The sequence below is a fragment of the Nonomuraea solani genome, from assembly GCF_900108335.1.
GTDB classification, from domain to species: Bacteria; Actinomycetota; Actinomycetes; order Streptosporangiales; family Streptosporangiaceae; genus Nonomuraea; species Nonomuraea solani.
On the sequence record NZ_FNVT01000011.1, the window covers coordinates 185,265 to 202,379 of the forward strand.

Consider the following 17,115-nt stretch of genomic DNA (forward strand, 5'->3'; position numbering starts at 1 on the left):
CAACGTCAATGGCCGGTGAACGTGACACGCGCCACTACCAGCGCAAATGCCGAAATTTCGAAATTTTCGTGCTGATGGCCTGGCCTCTTCCCGGCAGGTCGGAGGAGAGTGGGGGCATGACGGCCGACGACCCGCACCCTCCGTTGCCCAAGCTGGCGGTGATCGCCCGCGAGGCCGGAGTGTCGGTTGCAACCGTTTCCAAGGCCCTCAACGGCAGAGCCGACGTCTCCGCCCAGACCCGCCGCCTGGTCGCCGAGGTGCTCGAACGCCGCGGCTACCCCCGGCAGCGCCTCAAGCCCGCGCGCGGCAGCATGGTGGACGTCATGCTGCAGGGCCTGGAGTCGCCGTACGCGCTGGCCATCCTCGGCGGTGTCGAGGACGCGGCCTGGCGGCTCGGCGTTGACCTGGTCGTCTCGGCCGTCGTCGGCCGCACCAAGAACGGCCAGCCGCCGCCCGCCTGGCTCGACCGCCTCGGCGCCCGCGACAGCGCCGGCGTCCTGCTGGTCCGCACCTCACCGACCGCCACGCAGCGCGCCTGGCTGTCCGACCACGGCATCCCCGCCGTCATCGTGGACCCGCGCCGCAAGCCCCCGCCCGGCCTCCCGGTCGTCGCCGCCGGCAACCTGGCCGGCGCCCGCGCCGCCACCGAGCACCTCATCGGGCTGGGCCACGAACGCATCGCCATCGTCACCGGCCGCCCCGGCGTCCCGTGCGCCGTCGAACGGCTGACCGGTTACCGCCAGGCCATGGCCGCCGCCGGGCTGCCGGTCGATCCGCGGTGGGAGGTGTGCGGCTACTTCCAGCGCGACTCGGCGGCCACCGCCACCCACGCCCTCCTCACCGGCCTGCCCGAACCCCCGACCGCCGTCTTCGCCTGCTCCGACTCGATGGCCGTCGGGGTGTACCAGGCGCTCGGCGAGCACGGGTGGCGGGTGCCCGACGATGTGAGCGTGATCGGGTTCGACGACTCGTGGGCCGCCGATCACGTCACGCCCGCGCTGACGACGGTCCGCCAGCCGTGGCCGGAGCTGGGGGCGGCCGCTCTGAGCGCGCTGCTGTCCGGCGAGCCGCCGGCCCGGACCGAGCTCCCGACCGCCCTGGTCGTCCGGGCCAGCGCCGCGCCCGTCTCTCAGGCTTCGACCCGGTAGCCGCTGGCCTGGGTCTCGAACAGCCGGGCGTAGCGGCCGCGGGTGGCGATCAGGTGGTCGTGGGTGCCCTGTTCGACGATCTTCCCGTCGCCGAGCACCACGATGAGGTCGGCGTCCCGTACCGCGCCGAGCCGGTGCGAGACGAGCAGGCTGGTACGTCCTTCGCGGTGTTCGCGCAGCCGCCGGTGCACCTCGTACTCGGCCTCCGCGTCGAGGCCCGAGCTGGGTTCGTCGAGGATGAGCAGGTCGCGGTTCTCGCGTACGAGGGCGCGGGCCAGGGCCAGGCGTTGCCACTGGCCTCCGGAGAGCACGACCCCGGCCTCGTCCTCCGGGCCGAAGAAGATGCGGCTCAGCGTCGTGTCGTATCCGTGGGGCAGGGATCGTACGATCTGGTCGGCCCCGGCCAGCTCGGCGGCGGTCTCGATCCTGGTCCGGTCGGCCAGCGCCGCCAGTTCGCCGACGCCGATGTTCTCCGCCGCGGTGAGGTCGTAGCTCATGTAGTCCTGGAAGAGCACGCCCATCCTGGCGCGCAGCTCGGCCGGCGGCACGTCGCGCAGGTCCACGCCGTCCCAGAGGATGGCCCCGCGCGACGGGTCGTAGAAGCGGCACAGCAGTTTGATCAGCGTGCTCTTGCCTGCGCCGTTGAGGCCCACCAGCGCCACCGACGCGCCGTGCGGGATCGTCAGGTTCACGCCGCGCAGCACCCAGGGGTGGTCGTCGTCGTACCGGAACCAGACGTCGCGGAGCTCGATGCCGCGTCCGAGTGGCGGCAGCGCGGCCGGAGCGCGGGGCGGGGTGAGGTCGTCGGCGAGCGCCATCACCCGCTCGTGATGGTGGAACAGGATCAGGGCGTGGCTCGCGTTGGCCGCGTTCTCGACGGTCGCGATCAGGGCGGCCTGGGTGCCGGCGACGGAGGCGGCGAAGACCGTGACGTCGCCCAGCGTCAGCCGCCCGGACAGCGCCGAGTACGCCGCCCAGGCCAGCCCGATGCCGCTGACCAGCGCGGACAGGGTCGCCAGCGCCGACTGCGTGAGCGCCTCCCGCCCGTCCAGCCGCCGTTCGGCCCGCTGCATCGAGGTGAGCTCGCCGATGACCCGGCTCCGCAGGAAGTCGCCGAGCCCGAAGAGGCGCACCTCCTTGGCGGCCTCCACGTCGGTGAGCAGCGAGGAGTAGAAGATCTGCCGCCGGGCCGCCTCCGACTGCCCGGCGATCATCTTCGCGCGCCGCTTCTCCAGGGACATCCTGGCGGCGAGGGTGGGCAGCGCCGCGACGGCCACCAGCCCGGCCATCAGCGGGCTCAGCACGGCCAGCGAGCCGAGCAGCCCGGCCAGCGTGATGACGTTGCGTCCGAGGTCGAACAGGCCCGAGGTGATCGGCCCCATCGCGCCGCCGGTGGCCTGCGTGGCCATCCGCAGCTCGTCGAGGAAGGCGGGGTCCTCGAACCTGGACAGCCCCTGGAACCCGTTCACCCTCGTGTAGAGGCGATCCTGCAGCAGCAGGTCGAGCCGGCGGTCCGACTCGGCCCGCAGATATCCCGTGACGTGCGGCAGCACCCCGGCGGCCAGGCCCAGGCCGACGAGCGCGGCGACCGGGCCCAGCACTTCGTGCGGGCCGCCTTCCGCCGCCAGGGCGTCCACGAGCAGTTTCGTCGCCCACACGACGGCCGCGGGCAGCAGCCCGGCCGCGACGGTGACCACCAGCTGGGACACCGTGATCACGGGCCCCGCCCGCCAGCACAGCCTTCCGAGGGTGACGGCCCGCCGCAGCCCGGCCGAGGTCACTTCGCCGTCGCCATGAGTTCGGCGAGTTCGGTGTCGGCGGCCACGACGTGGCCGTCCTCGTCGGCCCGGAGGAACGTGGGGAACGCCTCCACGCCGAGCGCGTGCGTGAGGTGGGCGGCCTCCTCGCCCGTGAGCACGCTCGCCACGCCGCCGACCACGGCGACGAGCTCGCCGACCTTCGCGCCGTCACCGGTGACGACCGCCAGGGCGGGCTGCTTGCCGGCCTCCTCGGCGAACAGGGGGGCGCGCTCGTGGCAGGTGCTGCAGCCGACGTCGAAGAAGCCCACCAGCCGCGCACCCGCCGCGGCCTCGGGCAGCGCGCGGCCGACCAGCACGCCGGGGTCGTACGGCATGAGCATCGAGCGGCCGGCCAGGCGGCCCAGCTCGGCGGTGTGCTCGCGGAGGCGGCGGAGGACGCCGAGCATGAGCACCAGGTTGAACAGGCACAGGAGGCCGACGAACACGACAGCGGCGATCAGGAACGGCATCGGGCAACCTCACTTCAGAACGATCTGGGTACCGCGCTTCAGATGGCGAACAGCTCCATCAGGTCGTCGAGGCGCACCACGAGCAGGGCGCTCACGCCGGCCGCGACGAGCGCGATGACGACACCGGCCGGATGCGGCGCGTCCGGGCCGGCGACGGCCCAGGCGGCGAGCCCGGCTCCACCGGCGCCGGCGGTGGCCCAGGCGGCGAGTCCGGCTCCACCGGCGGCGGCCAGGACCAGGTTGCGCACCACGTGCACCCGGCCGAGTGGTGTGACGGAGGCGCCGAAGCACCGGCACGGCGCCCGCCGTCCACGGCGCAGCGCGACGAGAATGCCGCCGATCATAGCGGCGAGCGTCCCGGCCGCGGCGGCGAACCCCAGCGGCACGGTCCACGGCAGCGCCAGCAGCACGATCACCACGGCCTCGGCGGCCAGCAGCGCGTTCGCGGCCGCCACGGACACCCGGCGCGGCAGGATTTCCAGGGCCACGATGGAGGAAACGTACGCGTCGAAGGCCGCGCGGCCACGGACCTTCCCCGCGAGCGCGATCGCGAAGACGGCGGCCAGCAGGACCTGGCACGCGATCAGGAGATACGGCAAGTCGTCACCTCGCGCCGGGTCTGGCGGCGGGATCCCGCCGCCAGACCACTCGGGCTACCTACTAACCGCCGCAGACCCTGAACGCGTAGCAGGATCCGCAGCGGGTCGTGCCGCCGGCGGTGGTACAGATCTTGCGGAAGTCGGAGCGCTCCCTGCAGTAGCAGTGGACGTACCACTCCGCGGCCGCCTTGGCGGACGCCTTGGGCACCAGCTTGTCGAGAATCCGGTCACCGAGCCTGCCGAGAACAGCAGTCATGGATTCGCTCCTTCCGTAGCGATGCGGGCTAGCCGAAACCTATTCGGATGGCATACAGCACCCCATACAGCCGCGCTACAAACGGGCGGTGAGCAGCCTTTCCAGCACCGGATCGCACCGGGTCGCGGGATCGGCGAAGAGCTCCGCGGCCATGTCCGCGTCCGCGCCGGCACGGGGGTCTCCGAGGGCCGCGCGTGCCCTGGCCAGCTGGCGCAGGCCGGCGGCTCTGCCGTACGCGTCGCCGATCCTGGTGGTCAGCTCCAGGACGCGGGCCAGGTCCGCCGCGGCGGCGGCCGCGTCCTTCTGCCGCAGCAGGATTTCGGACCTGCTGAGCAGCACCTCCCATTCGTCCTCGCGGTTGCCCGTCTCCGCGCAGCGGGCCAGGGCCTCCGCCAGCACCGCCAGGGCCTCCTCCCGCCGGTCGAGCAGGCTGTGGGCGCGGCCGAGCGCGGCCAGGGTGATGCTCTCGCCGTACAGGTCGCGATCGGCCCGCCGGATGGCCAGGCAGCGTTCGAAGCGGTCCACCGCCTCGGGGTAGCGGCCCAGCCGGAGCAGCACCTCGCCCAGGTTGTGCGCGACCAGCCCGACCCGGTTCGACCCGTGCTCCTCCAGCAGCCGCAGGCCGGCGGCGATGTGGTCGAGCGCCCCTTCGAGGTCTCCGGTCTGCATGCACAACCAGCCCAGGTTGTGCAGCGCCAGCCCTTCCTCGCCGCGATCGCCCAGCTCCCGCCGCAGGTCGAGCGCCCGGCACAGGACCTCGTGCGCCGCCTCGGGCCGGTCGGACTTCCACTCCAGCAGGCCGAGCGTGGCCAGCGCGGGCGCCTCCGCGGCATGGTCGTCATCCCGCCGCGCGACCTCGACGGCGAGCCGCACGATGGTCTCCAGCTCCCGCCAGTAGCCGCTCTTCATCGCGATCGCCTTGATCAGCGCCACCAACTCGGCGACGAACCCGCCCCGCTCTCCACTCGAAGCCTGAACGGCGGCCGTCACCTGCTCCGGTTCGGCCGCCTGTACGGCGGCCGCCACCAGACACGGCAACTCCATGTCCAGCCACCGCAGGGCCGCGGCCAGGTCCGGCAGACCCGACTCCCCCGCGCTCTCGTCCGCTCGCACCAGGTGCGGCTGCATGAGGGCCACCAGTCGGCGGCAACGCTCCAAATACCACTCCAGCGCCCGTCCGACCGCCCGCCGCCGCTCCTCGGGCGGGTCGTGGGCGGCGGCCAGCTCCGCCGCGAAGAGCCGGAGCAGATCGTGCATGCGGAACCGGCCGTCGCCGACCGGCTCCAGCAGCCGGGCCTCGGTCAGCTCGTCGAGCGCGGCCTCCGCCGTCGTCTGGTCGGTGTCGGCCAGCGCGGCGGCCAGTCCGACGCCGATCTCGGGCACCTCCAGCACGCCGAAGACGCGGAAGGCCGCCTTCGCGGTGCTGGTCAGGGTCCCGTACCCGACCTCGAAGCAGGTTCGTACGGACAGGTCGGCCACCCGCAGCTCGTCCAGCCGCCGCTGCTGATCGCCCAGCCGCTCCCCGAACCGGGCCAGCGACCAGTCGGGCCGCCCCGCCAGCCGGGCCCCGGCGATGCGCAGCGCCAGCGGATGGTGGCCGCACCAGCGCGCGATCTCCCCGACCGCCTCCGCCTCGGCGCCCACCCGCTCCTGGCCGGTCATCAGCGCCAGCAGGCGTACCGAGTCGGTCTCGTCGAGCAGGCCGACGGGGATGGGCACGGCGTCCACGGTGGTCAGCGCCGCGCGACTGGTGACCAGCGCCGCGCAGCCGCTGCCCGCCGGCAGCAACGGCGCCACCTGGGCGGCGCCGACGGCGTTGTCGAGGACCACCAGGACCCGCCGGTCGGCCAGCAACGACTGGTAGTGCGTGGCCGCCTCCGCCGGCGCGACCGGCACGCTGCCCGGGGCCACTCCCAGCGCGCGCAGGAACCGGCCGAGCACCTCGGCCGGTCGCAGCGGTGGCAGACCGGGCGTGGATCCCTGTAGGTCGACGTACAGCTGGCCGTCGGGATAACGGCCGGCCGCATTGTGCGCGGCCTTCAGGGCGAGCGCCGACTTGCCCACCCCACCGGGCCCGTGCAACGCCACCACGGGCGGGCCCTGCGACGCCTCCAGAAGCGTGTGCACACGGGCCAGCTCAGCCGCCCGCCCCACGAACACCACGGGAGCCCTCGGCAGCAACCTTGGCCGCGGCCGCCCGTCATCAACGGGTCCGGTCACCTTGTGGGTGCCGGCGTCCTTATTCAGAGCCGTCTGCAGCGCGCTGCCATCCCTGCGCAGAATCGCCTGCTGCAACCGGCGCAGATCGGGCCCCGGATCGATCCCCAGCTCATCGGCCAGCACCCGGCGAGCGGCCCCGAACGCGTCCAGCGCCCCCACCACGTCGCCGCTGCGATACAGCGCCACCATGAGCTGCCCGTGCAACCGCTCCCTCAGCGGATACTGTCCCACCACCGCACGCAACCGGGTGACCGCCGCCGCGTTCCTGCCGAGGGCGAGCTGGATGTCCGCGTGCTCCTCCACCACCCCCAGGTAGTGATCGGTGAGCCGGGCGACCACCTCACGGAGCGTGGCCCCCAGCGGCACGTCCTCCGCCGCCGTACCCTCCCACAACCTCAGGGCCTGGCTGAACGCCTCCTCCGCGGCACTGAGGTTCTGCCGCGCCACCGCCTGCCGCCCCCGCGCGGACAACGCCTCGAACTCGAAGACGTCGAACTCCTCCGCTTCGACCCGCAGCAGGTATCCGACGTCGGAGGTGACCAGCCGCTCCTCGTCCGGCAGCAGCTTGCGCAACTGCATGAGATAGGTACGCAGATTCGCCACCGCGGACCGGGGCGGCCGCTCATCCCAGACCTCCGCCACCAACGACCTGATCGGCACCACGTGCCCGGCCCTGACCAGCAGCATGGCCAGCACGGTTCGCTGCTTGGGCGCCGTGATCTTGACGGGCGCCCCGCCGACCTGGATCCGCATCGGCCCGAGCAGCCGGAATCGCACGATGAGCCCGTCTTACAGCGCCGGCCCACCCAGCCGGCGCAACGCGACCCCGAGCAGGCGATCGGCAGAGAAGAACCCCCGCTGCCGGGAGTCGACGCTGCCGTCGCCGTTGTCCCCCACCACGACCAGCGCCCCCTCAGGCACCCGGCCCGCACCACCCTCGATCCCCGGCGGCACCGGATCCCCGGGTAAGGCCACGGCCCGCTTGATGTTCCACAGCGGCCCGTTCCCTCTCGGTTCGGCGTGACCCAACGGTGGTTCGAGCACCACCACGTCTCCCGTACTGACCTGGTCGATCCGCCGCCTGCGCACCAGAACCCGATCACCATCGGTCAGGGTCGGGGCCATGCTCATCCCCTCGACCGTGACCACCACGTACCGCCTCCGGGCCCACAGGGCACCTGCGATCGCCGCCAGCACGAACCCACCGATGATCAGCTTCATGGCGCTTCTTCCCCGGTCGCCCCTCGGAAGGGGTGAGTCTTTCCGCGAAACGATCTACGTTGACCTGCACCCCTGTCAAGGCACCGGCACAGCCACCCGGGCCCGCTTGGGCCGCCGCCGGTTCGTCTTCCGCGGCATGACTTCGAGATAGCCGGTATCCGACTGAATACCCGTCCTGAGGCGATCTTCGGGCAGTACGCTCTCCCTCATATCGCACCCCCCTCTTGTCCCAGGGAAGGCGCCACCGATGACCGAACGCCCGCTCGACACCGACGTCCCCAGCCCCGCGCGCATCTACGACCTGTGGCTGGGCGGCAAGGACAACTACGCGATCGACCGCATGGTGAGTGAGCAGATCCTCGCGGCCGTGCCCGAGTTGCCGGTGCTGGCGCGGACCAACAGGGAGTTCCTCGGGCGCGCCGTGCGGTACATGGCCGGGGAGGCGGGCATCCGCCAGTTCCTGGACATCGGCACCGGCATCCCGACCTCGAACAACACCCACCAGGTGGCCCAGTCGGTGGCGCCGGACAGCCACATCGTGTACGTCGACAACGACCCGATGGTCCTGGCCCACGCCCGCGCCCTGCTGCGTAGCGCGCCGGAGGGTACGACCGCGTTCATCGACTCCGACCTGCGCGAACCCGACAAGATCCGCGCCGCAGCCGCCGAACTGCTCGACTTCGACCGCCCGATCGGCCTGACCCTCCTCGGCGTCGTGGACTTCCTGCCCGACACGGCCCAGGCCAAGGCGATCATCCAGGACCTCCTGTCCGCCATGGCCCCCGGCAGCCACCTCGCGATCTCGCACGGCATCGTGGGCAAGCAGCTCGAAGAGGGCGTACGGCAATGGAACGAGAGCGGCGGCAGCCCCATGACGCTGCGCACCCTGGAAGAGGTCACCGGCTTCTTCGACGGCCTGGAGCTGCTGGAGCCGGGCGTCGTCGCCCTGCCCCAATGGCGTCCCGTCCCGGAGACCTTGTACGCCGACCATGAGGCCGTCTATTACGCGGGCGTCGGCAAGAAGGTCTGAGCGATCACGGGAGGGGTGAGCGGGGCTCGCGCCCACCGCCTTGATCGCTACCCCGGCCGGGCGATGGGGCGGTAGCAGATACGTCACGCAGCCATTGGCAACACGTGACATGAGTGACTATTGCACGATTCGGCGGCGGCTTTTAGGTAAAGAAGTCGAACTCAGGGTGCGAGCCGATGGTCGCCTTACCGAGGAGTGTGCGATTATCGCACCATGAGCACGCTGGATTGGGCCGACATCGGCGCGCGAGTTCGCGAGTCCCGATTGGCCATGCGGCTCTCCCAGGAGCAACTGGCCGAACTGACCGGCCTCGACAGAACCATGGTCAGCAAGATCGAGGCCGGCACAAGGCGTCTCGACGCTCTGGAACTCATACGACTGGCACGAGCGCTCGATCTTCCCATGGGCCATTTTCTCAACGCGCCTCCAGCCGTTATGTCACACCGCCCGCCTCTGACCGAGGACACAACGTCGTCTGCCGCACAGGCTTCTTATCGCATGGACGTGGCTCTCGCGGCCTGGATTCGGGAGATCCGGCTCCTGGTCTCTCTCGGGGCGCTGGAACTCATCCCCATCAAGCGATACAACGGCAAGGTCGATGGGCCGACTGCGGCCGCGGATGCGGCCCGATGGCTGAGAGCCGAGCTGGATTTGGGACTCGCCCCCATCGAATCGCTCGCCGGCCTGAGTGAACGGTGTGGCCAGTTCATCCTGGTGACCGAGCTTTCCGGAGAAGGCGCCTCGGCGATAGATGATGATGTGGCTGCCGCCGTCGTCTGCATCAGCGGTGATCCTGGACGACGGCGAACCACCGCCGCCCACGAACTCGGGCACCTGATCCTGGGCGACGAATACTCCACCGACCTGGGAGTAGGCACCTCCCGCGAAGCTCGTGAAGCCGTGATAGACGCTTTCGCCGCCGAGCTTCTCCTGCCGGTTGAGGCGATCCGGCATGCTGCCGCATCGACTGCCCTCACCAGAGCGGAGTTGGTTCGTCTCGCGGCGAAGTATCGGACGTCCTGGAGTCTCGCGCTGCGGCAGGCGAGAGCCGCCCATGCGATTGGCCAGAACGAAGAGAAGGACCTGCGGACCTGTCCGCCCACCTTCGCGGAGTTCAGGGATTCCCTGGGTTGGACGCCTCAGCCGGATTTGGACGAGATCCGCGTGTCTCCGATTTTTGCCCACGCGGTGATGACGGCGTACAAGAACGGTCGGATCACCAGCCACCGCGCCCTGGAGCTCATGCACGGACAGCTCGAAAGCGAAACGGACCTGCCTCCGGTAGCTGAGGCGGATGAGCGCCCGTGACCGAATCGAAGCCTGTCGGCCCTTTGCCTCCGCTCGTGACCGACACCATGATGCTCCTTCACTTTGCCAAGGCCGACCGGCTCGATGTTCTAGGAGCAAGTGTCACGGAGATGTCCACGACTCTTGTCGTTGTCGACGAGCTGGGCAAATACTCCAACGAGTGCCCTTTGCTGCGGCGCATTACAGAGCTTGAGTGGCTGCATATCCATCCTCAGGATTCTGTCGAAGAGCTCATCGCCTTCGACACATGGAGCCAGCTACTCGGCACCAGCGACGATTACGACAAGGGAGAGGCCAGTATCTTCGCCGCGGCCCAGATACACGGCTTGGTCGCGCTCACGGATGACCGAGACGCGACGAAGGTCGGCCGGGCGAATGGACTCGAGATCCACGGCACCATATGGCTGCTGACCCGGCTGCTGGGGCTCGGCAAGATGACGCTGGTCGAGATTTGCAACCACGTGGACGCTCTACGAGCCTCCGGGATGCGCCTTCCGTGTACAGGGCCTGAGCTTCCAGGCTGGGCCAGAGACCGCGGACTTCTCTAGCGTCCCGGGATCAAGGCCGGCGAAACGGTTGGGGTAGGCGGGGTGCTCGAGGGGCGGGTGTTCGGCGGCCCACCGTGTAATCAGGTCACGGGTGGGTTGATGGCGCCGGAGGCGCGGGGGTTGCGCCAGAGGCGCCTGAGCCCCGCGCGTAGCGCTCCCTAGGTGAAGACCTTTGGGGTGGGCATCAGGGGGTCCGCTGTCCAGAGGGGCAACAGGAGGGTGGCTTCTGGCCCGCCTACCTGCGCTTGTTGGTGGTCACCGTGAACGGGGCCGTGGTGGTCTTGTTGCCGACCTTGACGGTGACCGACTTTTCGCCTGCTCTCGTCTTCGAAGGGACGGTCAGGGTCTTCGTGGCGTGGCCGGAGGAGAGGCTGACTCGGTAGGTCTTGCCCTCGGGGCTCGTGATCGTGGCCGTGCCCGAGGAGAGGCCCTTGGTGGTGATCGTGACACTGTACGACGCGCCGGCTCGTACGCGGCTCGGGTTGACGGAGGCGCTGAGAGAGATCTGCTGCTGCGGCTTGCGGGTCCTGGTGTCCTTGTGCTGCCCGTCGCGGTCCTGCCGCTGCTTGGTCGCCGGGGTCGAATGCGTCGGCTGCGCGGCCTTGGTGGTGGCCGTCGGTTGCGGGCGGGGGGCTTCGGCGAGGGCGGAGCCGGTGAAGGGGAGGGCGATGAGGGCCGCGCTGGCGATGGTCACGGTGAATGGCTTGGCGAAGCGCACTGGTCGAGAATCCAATCCGGGACGGACCTGGCCGAACTTCTGAATTCAGCCCCGAAGGTCATCCGCATGGCAACGACTCTGCCGAGGCAACCTGAGAAAAGGCTGTCATGCGCTTATGAGTTGGATAAGTGCAGGTCGTGGCCCTGAGCTGGAGACAGTGATGTGCGACACATAAGGTCTCTTAGGGAAAATTCAGGTTCTTGTCGGGGTCGTTCTCAGGATCTGTTCTCGCCTTGGGGAATGTCAGCACCACCACCGCGAAAGGCATCGCCACCTTCTGGCTGGAGAACAACGGCGCCGCGCTGAAGGCCGCCACCTACGTCGAGGAGGACACCACCGACGTCGACAAGCTCAAGTCCACCGGCACCGCCACCACCGACACCAAGGCCGGCTCCGTCGCCCCGACCGGCACCACCACCTCCACGAGCAAGTCGAAGAACGTGAACCTGCCGAAGACCATCGGCAAGGTCTTCTTCGTCGACGCCGAGGGCGCGAAGCGCTGGTGCTCGGCCACCTCCATCCAGGGCAGGTACGCCAACCTGGTCGCCACGGCCGGCCACTGCGTGTACGACACCGCCGACGACGAGCAACTCCTCGACAACTGGGTCTTCGTGCCGGGCTACTACCAGGGCAAGGCCCCGTGGGGCATCTACGTCGGCAAGCAGGCGTTCGTGCACTACGACTACAGCGTCTACGAGGACTACGACCGCGACTACGCGTTCGTCTCGGTCTACAACGGCGTGACGGTCAAGGCGTCGACCGAGGGCAGGCACTCCGGCATCGAGGCCGAGGACGCGGGCCGTCTGGGTGACAACGTCGGCGGCCAGGGCATCTCCTGGAACCAGCCGCTGAAGAAGGCGCACTACGTCTTCGGCTACCCGCAGGCCGCGCAGCCCGACGGCAACAAGCCGTTCACGGGCGTCACGCCGAAGTGGTGCTACGGCACGACCACGGCCAAGACCGTGGGCTCGGCCGCGAAGAAGATCGAGGAGCACGTGGGCCTCAAGTGCTCCATGACCGCCGGGGCGGACGGCGGGCCGTGGCTGCTGAAGTACAGCGGCGCCAAGCGGGTCGGTTACCTCAACGGCGTGACCAGCAGCTTCTACGACCAGGACGAGAACAACCGGGTGGACTACATCAGCTCGGCGTACTTCGACGCCGAGACGTACGGCGTCTACTCCTCCGCCGCCAATGTGTGGTCGGGAAAGTTGTTCTAAGCGCTGTTTCCAGGGAAGGGGTGGGCTCTGGGTAGCTCTGAGTGTGTCTTAAAGGGATAGGAAGGGCCCGGCCACCGCGCCGGGCCCTTCCGCATGCACCATGAAGAAATCAGGGCCGTTTCATCAAACACTCATCCTGGCCCGACATCGTCGGCACCATGCAGACGACCAGCGCGCCCGTGCGCCGAGCCGACGGCAGCTCCATCAACATCCTCGTCGTCGACGACGAGCCCTCGCTGACGGAGCTCCTGTCCATGGTCATGCGCCAGGAGTCCTGGGACGTGCGCTGCGCCTACAACGGCGGCGAGGCCATCCGCGCCGCCCGCGGGTTCCGGCCGGACGCGATCGTCCTGGACATCATGCTGCCCGACATGGACGGAATCGAGCTCCTGCCCAGGTTGCGGGCGGTACTGCCGGGGGTGCCGGTCCTGTTCCTGACCGCGAAGGACTCCGTACAGGACCGGCTCATCGGCCTGCGCGCGGGTGCCGACGACTACGTCACGAAGCCGTTCAGCCTGGAGGAGGTCGTCATCAGGCTGCGCGGCCTGCTGCGCCGCTCGGGCGCGGCGCGCGTGCGGCCCGACGCCGGGCTCGTGGTCGGGGATCTGACGCTGGACCAGGAGACCCACGAGGTACGCAGGGACGGCACGGACATCAGGCTCACCCCCACCGAATTCGAGCTGCTGCGCTTCCTCATGCACAACCCGGGCCGCGTGATGAGCAAGCCGCAGATCCTGGACCGGGTGTGGGCCTACGACTTCGGCGGCCAGAGCAACGTGGTCGAGCTGTACATCTCCTACCTGCGCCGCAAGATCGACGCCCAGCGCAAGCCGATGATCCACACCATCCGCGGCGTCGGCTACACGATCAGACCCGCCGTATGACGATGTCGCTGGAGACCAAGCTCGTGGTCTCCTCGATCGCGCTGCTCGCCGTCGTCTCCGCCGTCATCGCCACCGCGACGACCCTGCTGTTCAACGACTTTCTCACCGACCGGCTCGACCTGCAGGTCAGCTCGGCCGCCCGCCGTTCCACCAGCACCGCGGTACAGCCGCCGCCCGAGGCGCGGGAGGTGTCGTTCCTGCTGTTCCCGGGGCAGGCGGTGGACACGTTCGGGGCGCGGGTGCGCGACGGCGTCGTACGCCGGGCCGCCGTACTGACCGGTGTCGGCACCGTACGGCAGGTGCAGGCGCCACCCGAGCTCGCCCGCGTCACCGGCAGGCCCGTCACCGTCAGCCTGGGCCCGCTGGGCGACTACCGGATGGTCGGCGTCCGCGCTCCCGACGGCGACCTGCTCGTCACGGGGCTGCCGGTGCTCGGCGTGCAGACCACGCTGACCAGGCTCGTCGTGGTGGAGGCCGCGGTGACGCTGGCGGGTGTGGCGGTGGTGGCCGTGGCCGCCACCCTCCTCGTACGCCGAGCGGTCCGCCCCCTCGGCCGCCTGGCCGCCACCGCCGCCCGCGTGTCGGAGCTGCCCCTCGCCACCGGTGAGGCCGTGCGCCTGGCCCGCGTACCGGAGGTGGACACCGACCCGCGCACCGAGATCGGCCAGGTCGGCGGCGCGCTGAACCGCATGCTCGGGCACGTGGAGACGGCCTTCGCGGTTCGGCACGAGAGCGAGACCCGGCTGCGGCGCTTCATCGCGGACGCCAGCCACGAACTGCGCACCCCGCTGGCCTCGATCGTCGGCTACGCGGAGCTGACCAGGCGCGGCGGCGAGCCGCACGGCCCGCAGACCACGCACGCGCTCGGCCGCATCCGCTCGGAGGCGGGCCGGATGACCACGCTGGTCGAGGACCTGCTGCTGCTGGCGAGGCTGGACGCGGGCCGTCCGCTCGAACGGGCGGAGCTGGACCTGTCGCCGATCGTGGTCAACGCGGTGAGTGACGCCTACGCGGCCGCGCCCGGCCACCGCTGGCTGGTCAGCCTGCCCGACCAGCCCGTCCTGGTCGTCGGGGACGCCGACCGGTTGCACCAGGTGGTGACGAACCTGCTGGCCAACGCCCGTACGCACACGCCGCCGGGCACCACGGTGACCACGACCGTGCTGCCGGAGGCGATCGTCCGGGTGGCCGACGACGGGCCGGGCATTCCCGCGCATGTGCTGCCGCACGTGTTCGGCAGGTTCGCGCGCGGCGACGGGTCGCGGTCCCGGCTGGCCGGGGGCAGCGGGCTCGGCCTGGCCATCGTCTCGGCCGTCGCGGCGGCACACGACGGGCGGGTCGAGGTGGCCAGCGTGCCGGGGAACACGGTCTTCACGCTCAGCCTCCCCTCACGCGACCAGGTCCCGCCGGGCGAAGGCGGCCCACCCGATGCCCACGAGCACGGCGGCGACCAGCGTGAACGCGATCGGGGCGGCATAACCGGCTGAGATCAGGGGGTGTCCGTAGCCGTAGGGGGTGAACAGGAACGCCGTCCTGCCGATCGTCTGGGCCTCCCACAACGCGACAAAAGCCGTGGAAACCCCGACCGTGGCCCACGCCGCCGGGATGGCCAGCCGGGGACGCAGGCCGTACACCGCGAGGGCGACACCCGCGACCGTCCAGGCGGCGGGGACGAACAGCAGCGCCTTCCCCATCTGAGCGAGCAGCGCCCCGGAGCCCAGCCCGGTGCCGGCGCCGACGGCCAGCAGCATCGCGACCGGCGCGGCGAGGCCGAGCACCACGTATCCGGACAACCAGCGCGATCTACTCGTGGAGACCAGCAGCGGCGCCACCCGCCCCCGTCGCTCCTCCGTGTACGGCCGCAGCGCCCCGGCCGCCGTCAAACAGGCCACGACCAGGCAGAAGACGTACGTGAAGATCGCCAGCACATCCCCCCACCCAAGCTCACCAAGGCGCGACACCGACACCCACCCGGCTCCCGCCGACATCACGCCCAGCGCGATCGTCCAGCTCACGACCTGCCCGCCGTACAGCCGCCAGGCCAGCGCCACCGGACTCGCCGGGCCACCACGCGCGGGCCCGGTGCCGGAGCGATCGCGCAACAACCCGGCGCCCAGGTCCCGCCGCCCCGCGACGACGTACGCGACCACGAGCAACAAGGCGGCGACCACCAGCGGCACCCACCACTGGGCGACGCGCGGCACCAGCACGCCCACGGCGGCGCCCCGCGCGAGCGGCGCGCTCTGCGCGAGCTGCCCCGCCACGAGCCCGCACGCGGCGAACATCAGCCCGCTCGCCCCGGCCGCCAGCCCGAACAGCACGGAACCACCGAGGCTGTAGCCGAACAGGAGCACCAGCGCGGCGGCCAGCAGCACGGTGACGGCGGCGGTGACGGCGGCGACCACGACCATGGCGGCGGTGACGGCGGCGTGCCGGCGCACGGCGCCCGCGGCCATGAGCTCCCAGCGCCCCGAGTCCTCCTCCGCGCGCGTGTGCCTGATCGCGAACAGCAGCCCACCCAGCCCCAAGATGATCTTGCTCTGCACGCTCGACCGCCAGAACACGACCCCCTCGATGGAGGTGTCGTCCAAGGGGCCGAGCAGCGCGGCGGTGAGCGGATTACCGGCGCTGACCTCGGCAAAGGTAAGGCGGGCCGCCTCGGTCGGCAGCAGCGCGCCCAGGGAGAAGGCGTTGAAGACCGGAACCGCGACGGCCACCGCCACCCACCCGGCGATCAGCAGCCGGTCGCGCCGCACGATGAACCTGATCACGCGGCCTCCACCCGATAGTGACGCAGGAACAGCTCCTCCAGCGTGGCGGGCTGCGCCGTAATGTCGCGCAGGCCGTAGCGGGTCAGCCGGGTGAGCACCTCGCCGGCCCGGCCGCTGTCCACCCGGAAGCGCACCTCGGTGCCGTGGATCTCCAGATCGTGTACGCCGTCCAGCCGCTCAAGAGGCCGCTCCAGCCGGGCGGTGACCGAGGTCCAGGTGAGGTGGCGCAGCTCGGCCAGGGTGCCGGACTCGACGACGCGACCGGCGCGGACGATGCTCACCCGGTCGCACAGGGCCTCCACCTCGGCCAGGATGTGACTCGACAGCAGGATCGTGGTGCCCTCGTCACGGCGTTCGGCCAGGCAGCGCCGAAATTCGGCCTCCATGAGCGGGTCGAGGCCCGAAGTGGGCTCGTCCAGCAGGAGCAGCTCGGCCCGCGCCGCCAGGGCCGCGATCAGCGCGACCTTCTGCCTGTTGCCCTTGGAGTAGACGCGGGCCTTCTTGGCGGGGTCGAGCTCGAACCGGTCGATCAGCTCGGCGCGGCGGCGCTCGTCGACCTGGCCGTGCAGGCGGCCGAGCAGGTCGATGGTCTCGCCGCCGGTCAGCTCGTCCCAGAGGGTGACGTCGCCGGGCACGTACGCCAGACGGCGGTGCAACCGCACGGCGTCGTCCCACGGATGCCCGCCCAGCAGCCGCACCTCACCGGCGTCGGCCCGCAGCAGGCCCAGCAGGACGCGCAGGGTGGTGGTCTTCCCCGCGCCGTTGGGGCCGAGGTAGCCGTGGATCTCTCCGGCGCTCACCCGCAGGTCGAGGCCGTCCAGCGCGCGAATGCGCCCAAACGCCTTCACGAGGCCGGACACCGCGATCACAGGATCCATGGTCGGGACGCTACTCACATTTTGCAGTCCTGTAAATATGCATCCAGT

The 17,115-nt window shown here is 70.6% G+C and carries 16 protein-coding genes; 7 read left to right on the plus strand and 9 right to left on the minus strand.

Features of this window, described 5'->3' with window-relative positions; genetic code table 11:
• Positions 1-116 precede the first annotated feature (116 nt).
• Positions 117-1,148, plus strand: a complete 1,032-nt coding sequence (locus C4V41_RS34160; protein ID WP_103960103.1) for a LacI family DNA-binding transcriptional regulator — start codon at positions 117-119, stop codon at positions 1,146-1,148.
• Here C4V41_RS34160 and C4V41_RS34165 read toward each other — a convergent pair.
• The 6 genes from C4V41_RS34165 to C4V41_RS34190 form a co-directional block, all read right to left on the minus strand.
• Positions 1,130-2,929, minus strand: a complete 1,800-nt coding sequence (locus C4V41_RS34165) for an ABC transporter ATP-binding protein (protein ID WP_103960104.1) — start codon at positions 2,927-2,929, stop codon at positions 1,130-1,132. The genes C4V41_RS34160 and C4V41_RS34165 overlap by 19 nt on opposite strands.
• Positions 2,926-3,417, minus strand: a complete 492-nt coding sequence (locus C4V41_RS34170; RefSeq protein ID WP_103960105.1) for a hypothetical protein — start codon at positions 3,415-3,417, stop codon at positions 2,926-2,928. Before C4V41_RS34170 ends, C4V41_RS34165 begins: the two co-directional genes overlap by 4 nt.
• Before the next feature lie 38 nt (positions 3,418-3,455).
• The gene (locus C4V41_RS34175) at positions 3,456-4,016 is read right to left on the minus strand and encodes a MauE/DoxX family redox-associated membrane protein (protein WP_103960106.1); all 561 of its coding nucleotides are present in this window, start codon (positions 4,014-4,016) and stop codon (positions 3,456-3,458) included.
• Between the two features lie 61 nt (positions 4,017-4,077).
• Positions 4,078-4,272, minus strand: coding sequence for a hypothetical protein (locus tag C4V41_RS34180; protein ID WP_103960107.1), 195 nt, complete (start codon positions 4,270-4,272; stop codon positions 4,078-4,080).
• Positions 4,273-4,347: 75 nt separating this feature from the next.
• Positions 4,348-7,269: an AfsR/SARP family transcriptional regulator gene (locus C4V41_RS34185; protein WP_103960108.1), complete on the minus strand. Its 2,922-nt coding sequence runs from the start codon at positions 7,267-7,269 to the stop codon at positions 4,348-4,350.
• A gap of 12 nt (positions 7,270-7,281) precedes the next feature.
• A complete protein-coding gene (locus C4V41_RS34190) occupies positions 7,282-7,713 on the minus strand; it encodes a S26 family signal peptidase (RefSeq protein ID WP_103960109.1) in 432 nt (143 codons plus the stop codon).
• 247 nt (positions 7,714-7,960) lie between these two features.
• Between C4V41_RS34190 and C4V41_RS34195 the strand changes: the two genes are divergently transcribed.
• The 3 genes from C4V41_RS34195 to C4V41_RS34205 all read left to right on the plus strand — a co-directional run bounded on the left by C4V41_RS34195 (position 7,961) and on the right by C4V41_RS34205 (position 10,599).
• Positions 7,961-8,743 (plus strand): SAM-dependent methyltransferase, encoded by a 783-nt coding sequence (locus tag C4V41_RS34195; protein ID WP_103960110.1) that lies wholly within the window; start codon positions 7,961-7,963, stop codon positions 8,741-8,743.
• A 213-nt stretch (positions 8,744-8,956) separates the two neighbouring features.
• On the plus strand, positions 8,957-10,051 hold the full coding sequence (locus C4V41_RS34200) for a helix-turn-helix domain-containing protein (protein ID WP_200824427.1): 1,095 nt from the start codon (positions 8,957-8,959) through the stop codon (positions 10,049-10,051).
• Positions 10,048-10,599 (plus strand): hypothetical protein, encoded by a 552-nt coding sequence (locus tag C4V41_RS34205; protein ID WP_103960112.1) that lies wholly within the window; start codon positions 10,048-10,050, stop codon positions 10,597-10,599. Before C4V41_RS34200 ends, C4V41_RS34205 begins: the two co-directional genes overlap by 4 nt.
• Positions 10,600-10,834: 235 nt before the next feature.
• Here the strand turns inward: C4V41_RS34205 and C4V41_RS34210 are convergent, their stop codons facing one another.
• Complete coding sequence (locus tag C4V41_RS34210; protein ID WP_146103894.1) at positions 10,835-11,293, minus strand: hypothetical protein; 459 nt, start codon at positions 11,291-11,293, stop codon at positions 10,835-10,837.
• A gap of 257 nt (positions 11,294-11,550) precedes the next feature.
• Between C4V41_RS34210 and C4V41_RS60970 the strand changes: the two genes are divergently transcribed.
• The 3 genes from C4V41_RS60970 to C4V41_RS34225 all read left to right on the plus strand — a co-directional run bounded on the left by C4V41_RS60970 (position 11,551) and on the right by C4V41_RS34225 (position 14,905).
• Positions 11,551-12,534, plus strand: a complete 984-nt coding sequence (locus C4V41_RS60970; RefSeq protein WP_160150492.1) for a trypsin-like serine peptidase — start codon at positions 11,551-11,553, stop codon at positions 12,532-12,534.
• A 158-nt stretch (positions 12,535-12,692) separates the two neighbouring features.
• Positions 12,693-13,418, plus strand: coding sequence for a response regulator transcription factor (locus tag C4V41_RS34220; RefSeq protein ID WP_103960114.1), 726 nt, complete (start codon positions 12,693-12,695; stop codon positions 13,416-13,418).
• Positions 13,415-14,905 (plus strand): sensor histidine kinase, encoded by a 1,491-nt coding sequence (locus tag C4V41_RS34225; protein WP_103960115.1) that lies wholly within the window; start codon positions 13,415-13,417, stop codon positions 14,903-14,905. The genes C4V41_RS34220 and C4V41_RS34225 overlap by 4 nt, the downstream gene beginning before the upstream one ends.
• Here C4V41_RS34225 and C4V41_RS34230 read toward each other — a convergent pair.
• Positions 14,807-16,189 carry a hypothetical protein gene (locus tag C4V41_RS34230; RefSeq protein ID WP_103960116.1) on the minus strand — a complete coding sequence of 461 codons (1,383 nt, stop codon included), beginning with the start codon at positions 16,187-16,189 and terminating at the stop codon, positions 14,807-14,809. The two genes, C4V41_RS34225 and C4V41_RS34230, sit on opposite strands and share 99 nt — an antisense overlap.
• Complete coding sequence (locus C4V41_RS34235) at positions 16,186-17,067, minus strand: ABC transporter ATP-binding protein (RefSeq protein WP_103960117.1); 882 nt, start codon at positions 17,065-17,067, stop codon at positions 16,186-16,188. The genes C4V41_RS34230 and C4V41_RS34235 overlap by 4 nt, the downstream gene beginning before the upstream one ends.
• Positions 17,068-17,115 lie beyond the last annotated feature (48 nt).

Bases quoted from the DNA above. Each gene is read 5' to 3' on its own strand.
- C4V41_RS34225 (WP_103960115.1), top strand. From the start codon at position 13,415: ATGACGATGTCGCTGGAGACCAAGCTCGTGGTCTCCTCGATCGCGCTG.
- C4V41_RS34200 (WP_200824427.1), top strand. From the start codon at position 8,957: ATGAGCACGCTGGATTGGGCCGACATCGGCGCGCGAGTTCGCGAGTCC.
- C4V41_RS34160 (WP_103960103.1), top strand. From the start codon at position 117: ATGACGGCCGACGACCCGCACCCTCCGTTGCCCAAGCTGGCGGTGATC.
- C4V41_RS34195 (WP_103960110.1), top strand. From the start codon at position 7,961: ATGACCGAACGCCCGCTCGACACCGACGTCCCCAGCCCCGCGCGCATC.
- C4V41_RS34190 (WP_103960109.1), bottom strand. From the start codon at position 7,713: ATGAAGCTGATCATCGGTGGGTTCGTGCTGGCGGCGATCGCAGGTGCC.
- C4V41_RS34180 (WP_103960107.1), bottom strand. From the start codon at position 4,272: ATGACTGCTGTTCTCGGCAGGCTCGGTGACCGGATTCTCGACAAGCTG.
- C4V41_RS34220 (WP_103960114.1), top strand. From the start codon at position 12,693: ATGCAGACGACCAGCGCGCCCGTGCGCCGAGCCGACGGCAGCTCCATC.
- C4V41_RS34170 (WP_103960105.1), bottom strand. From the start codon at position 3,417: ATGCCGTTCCTGATCGCCGCTGTCGTGTTCGTCGGCCTCCTGTGCCTG.
- C4V41_RS34235 (WP_103960117.1), bottom strand. From the start codon at position 17,067: ATGGATCCTGTGATCGCGGTGTCCGGCCTCGTGAAGGCGTTTGGGCGC.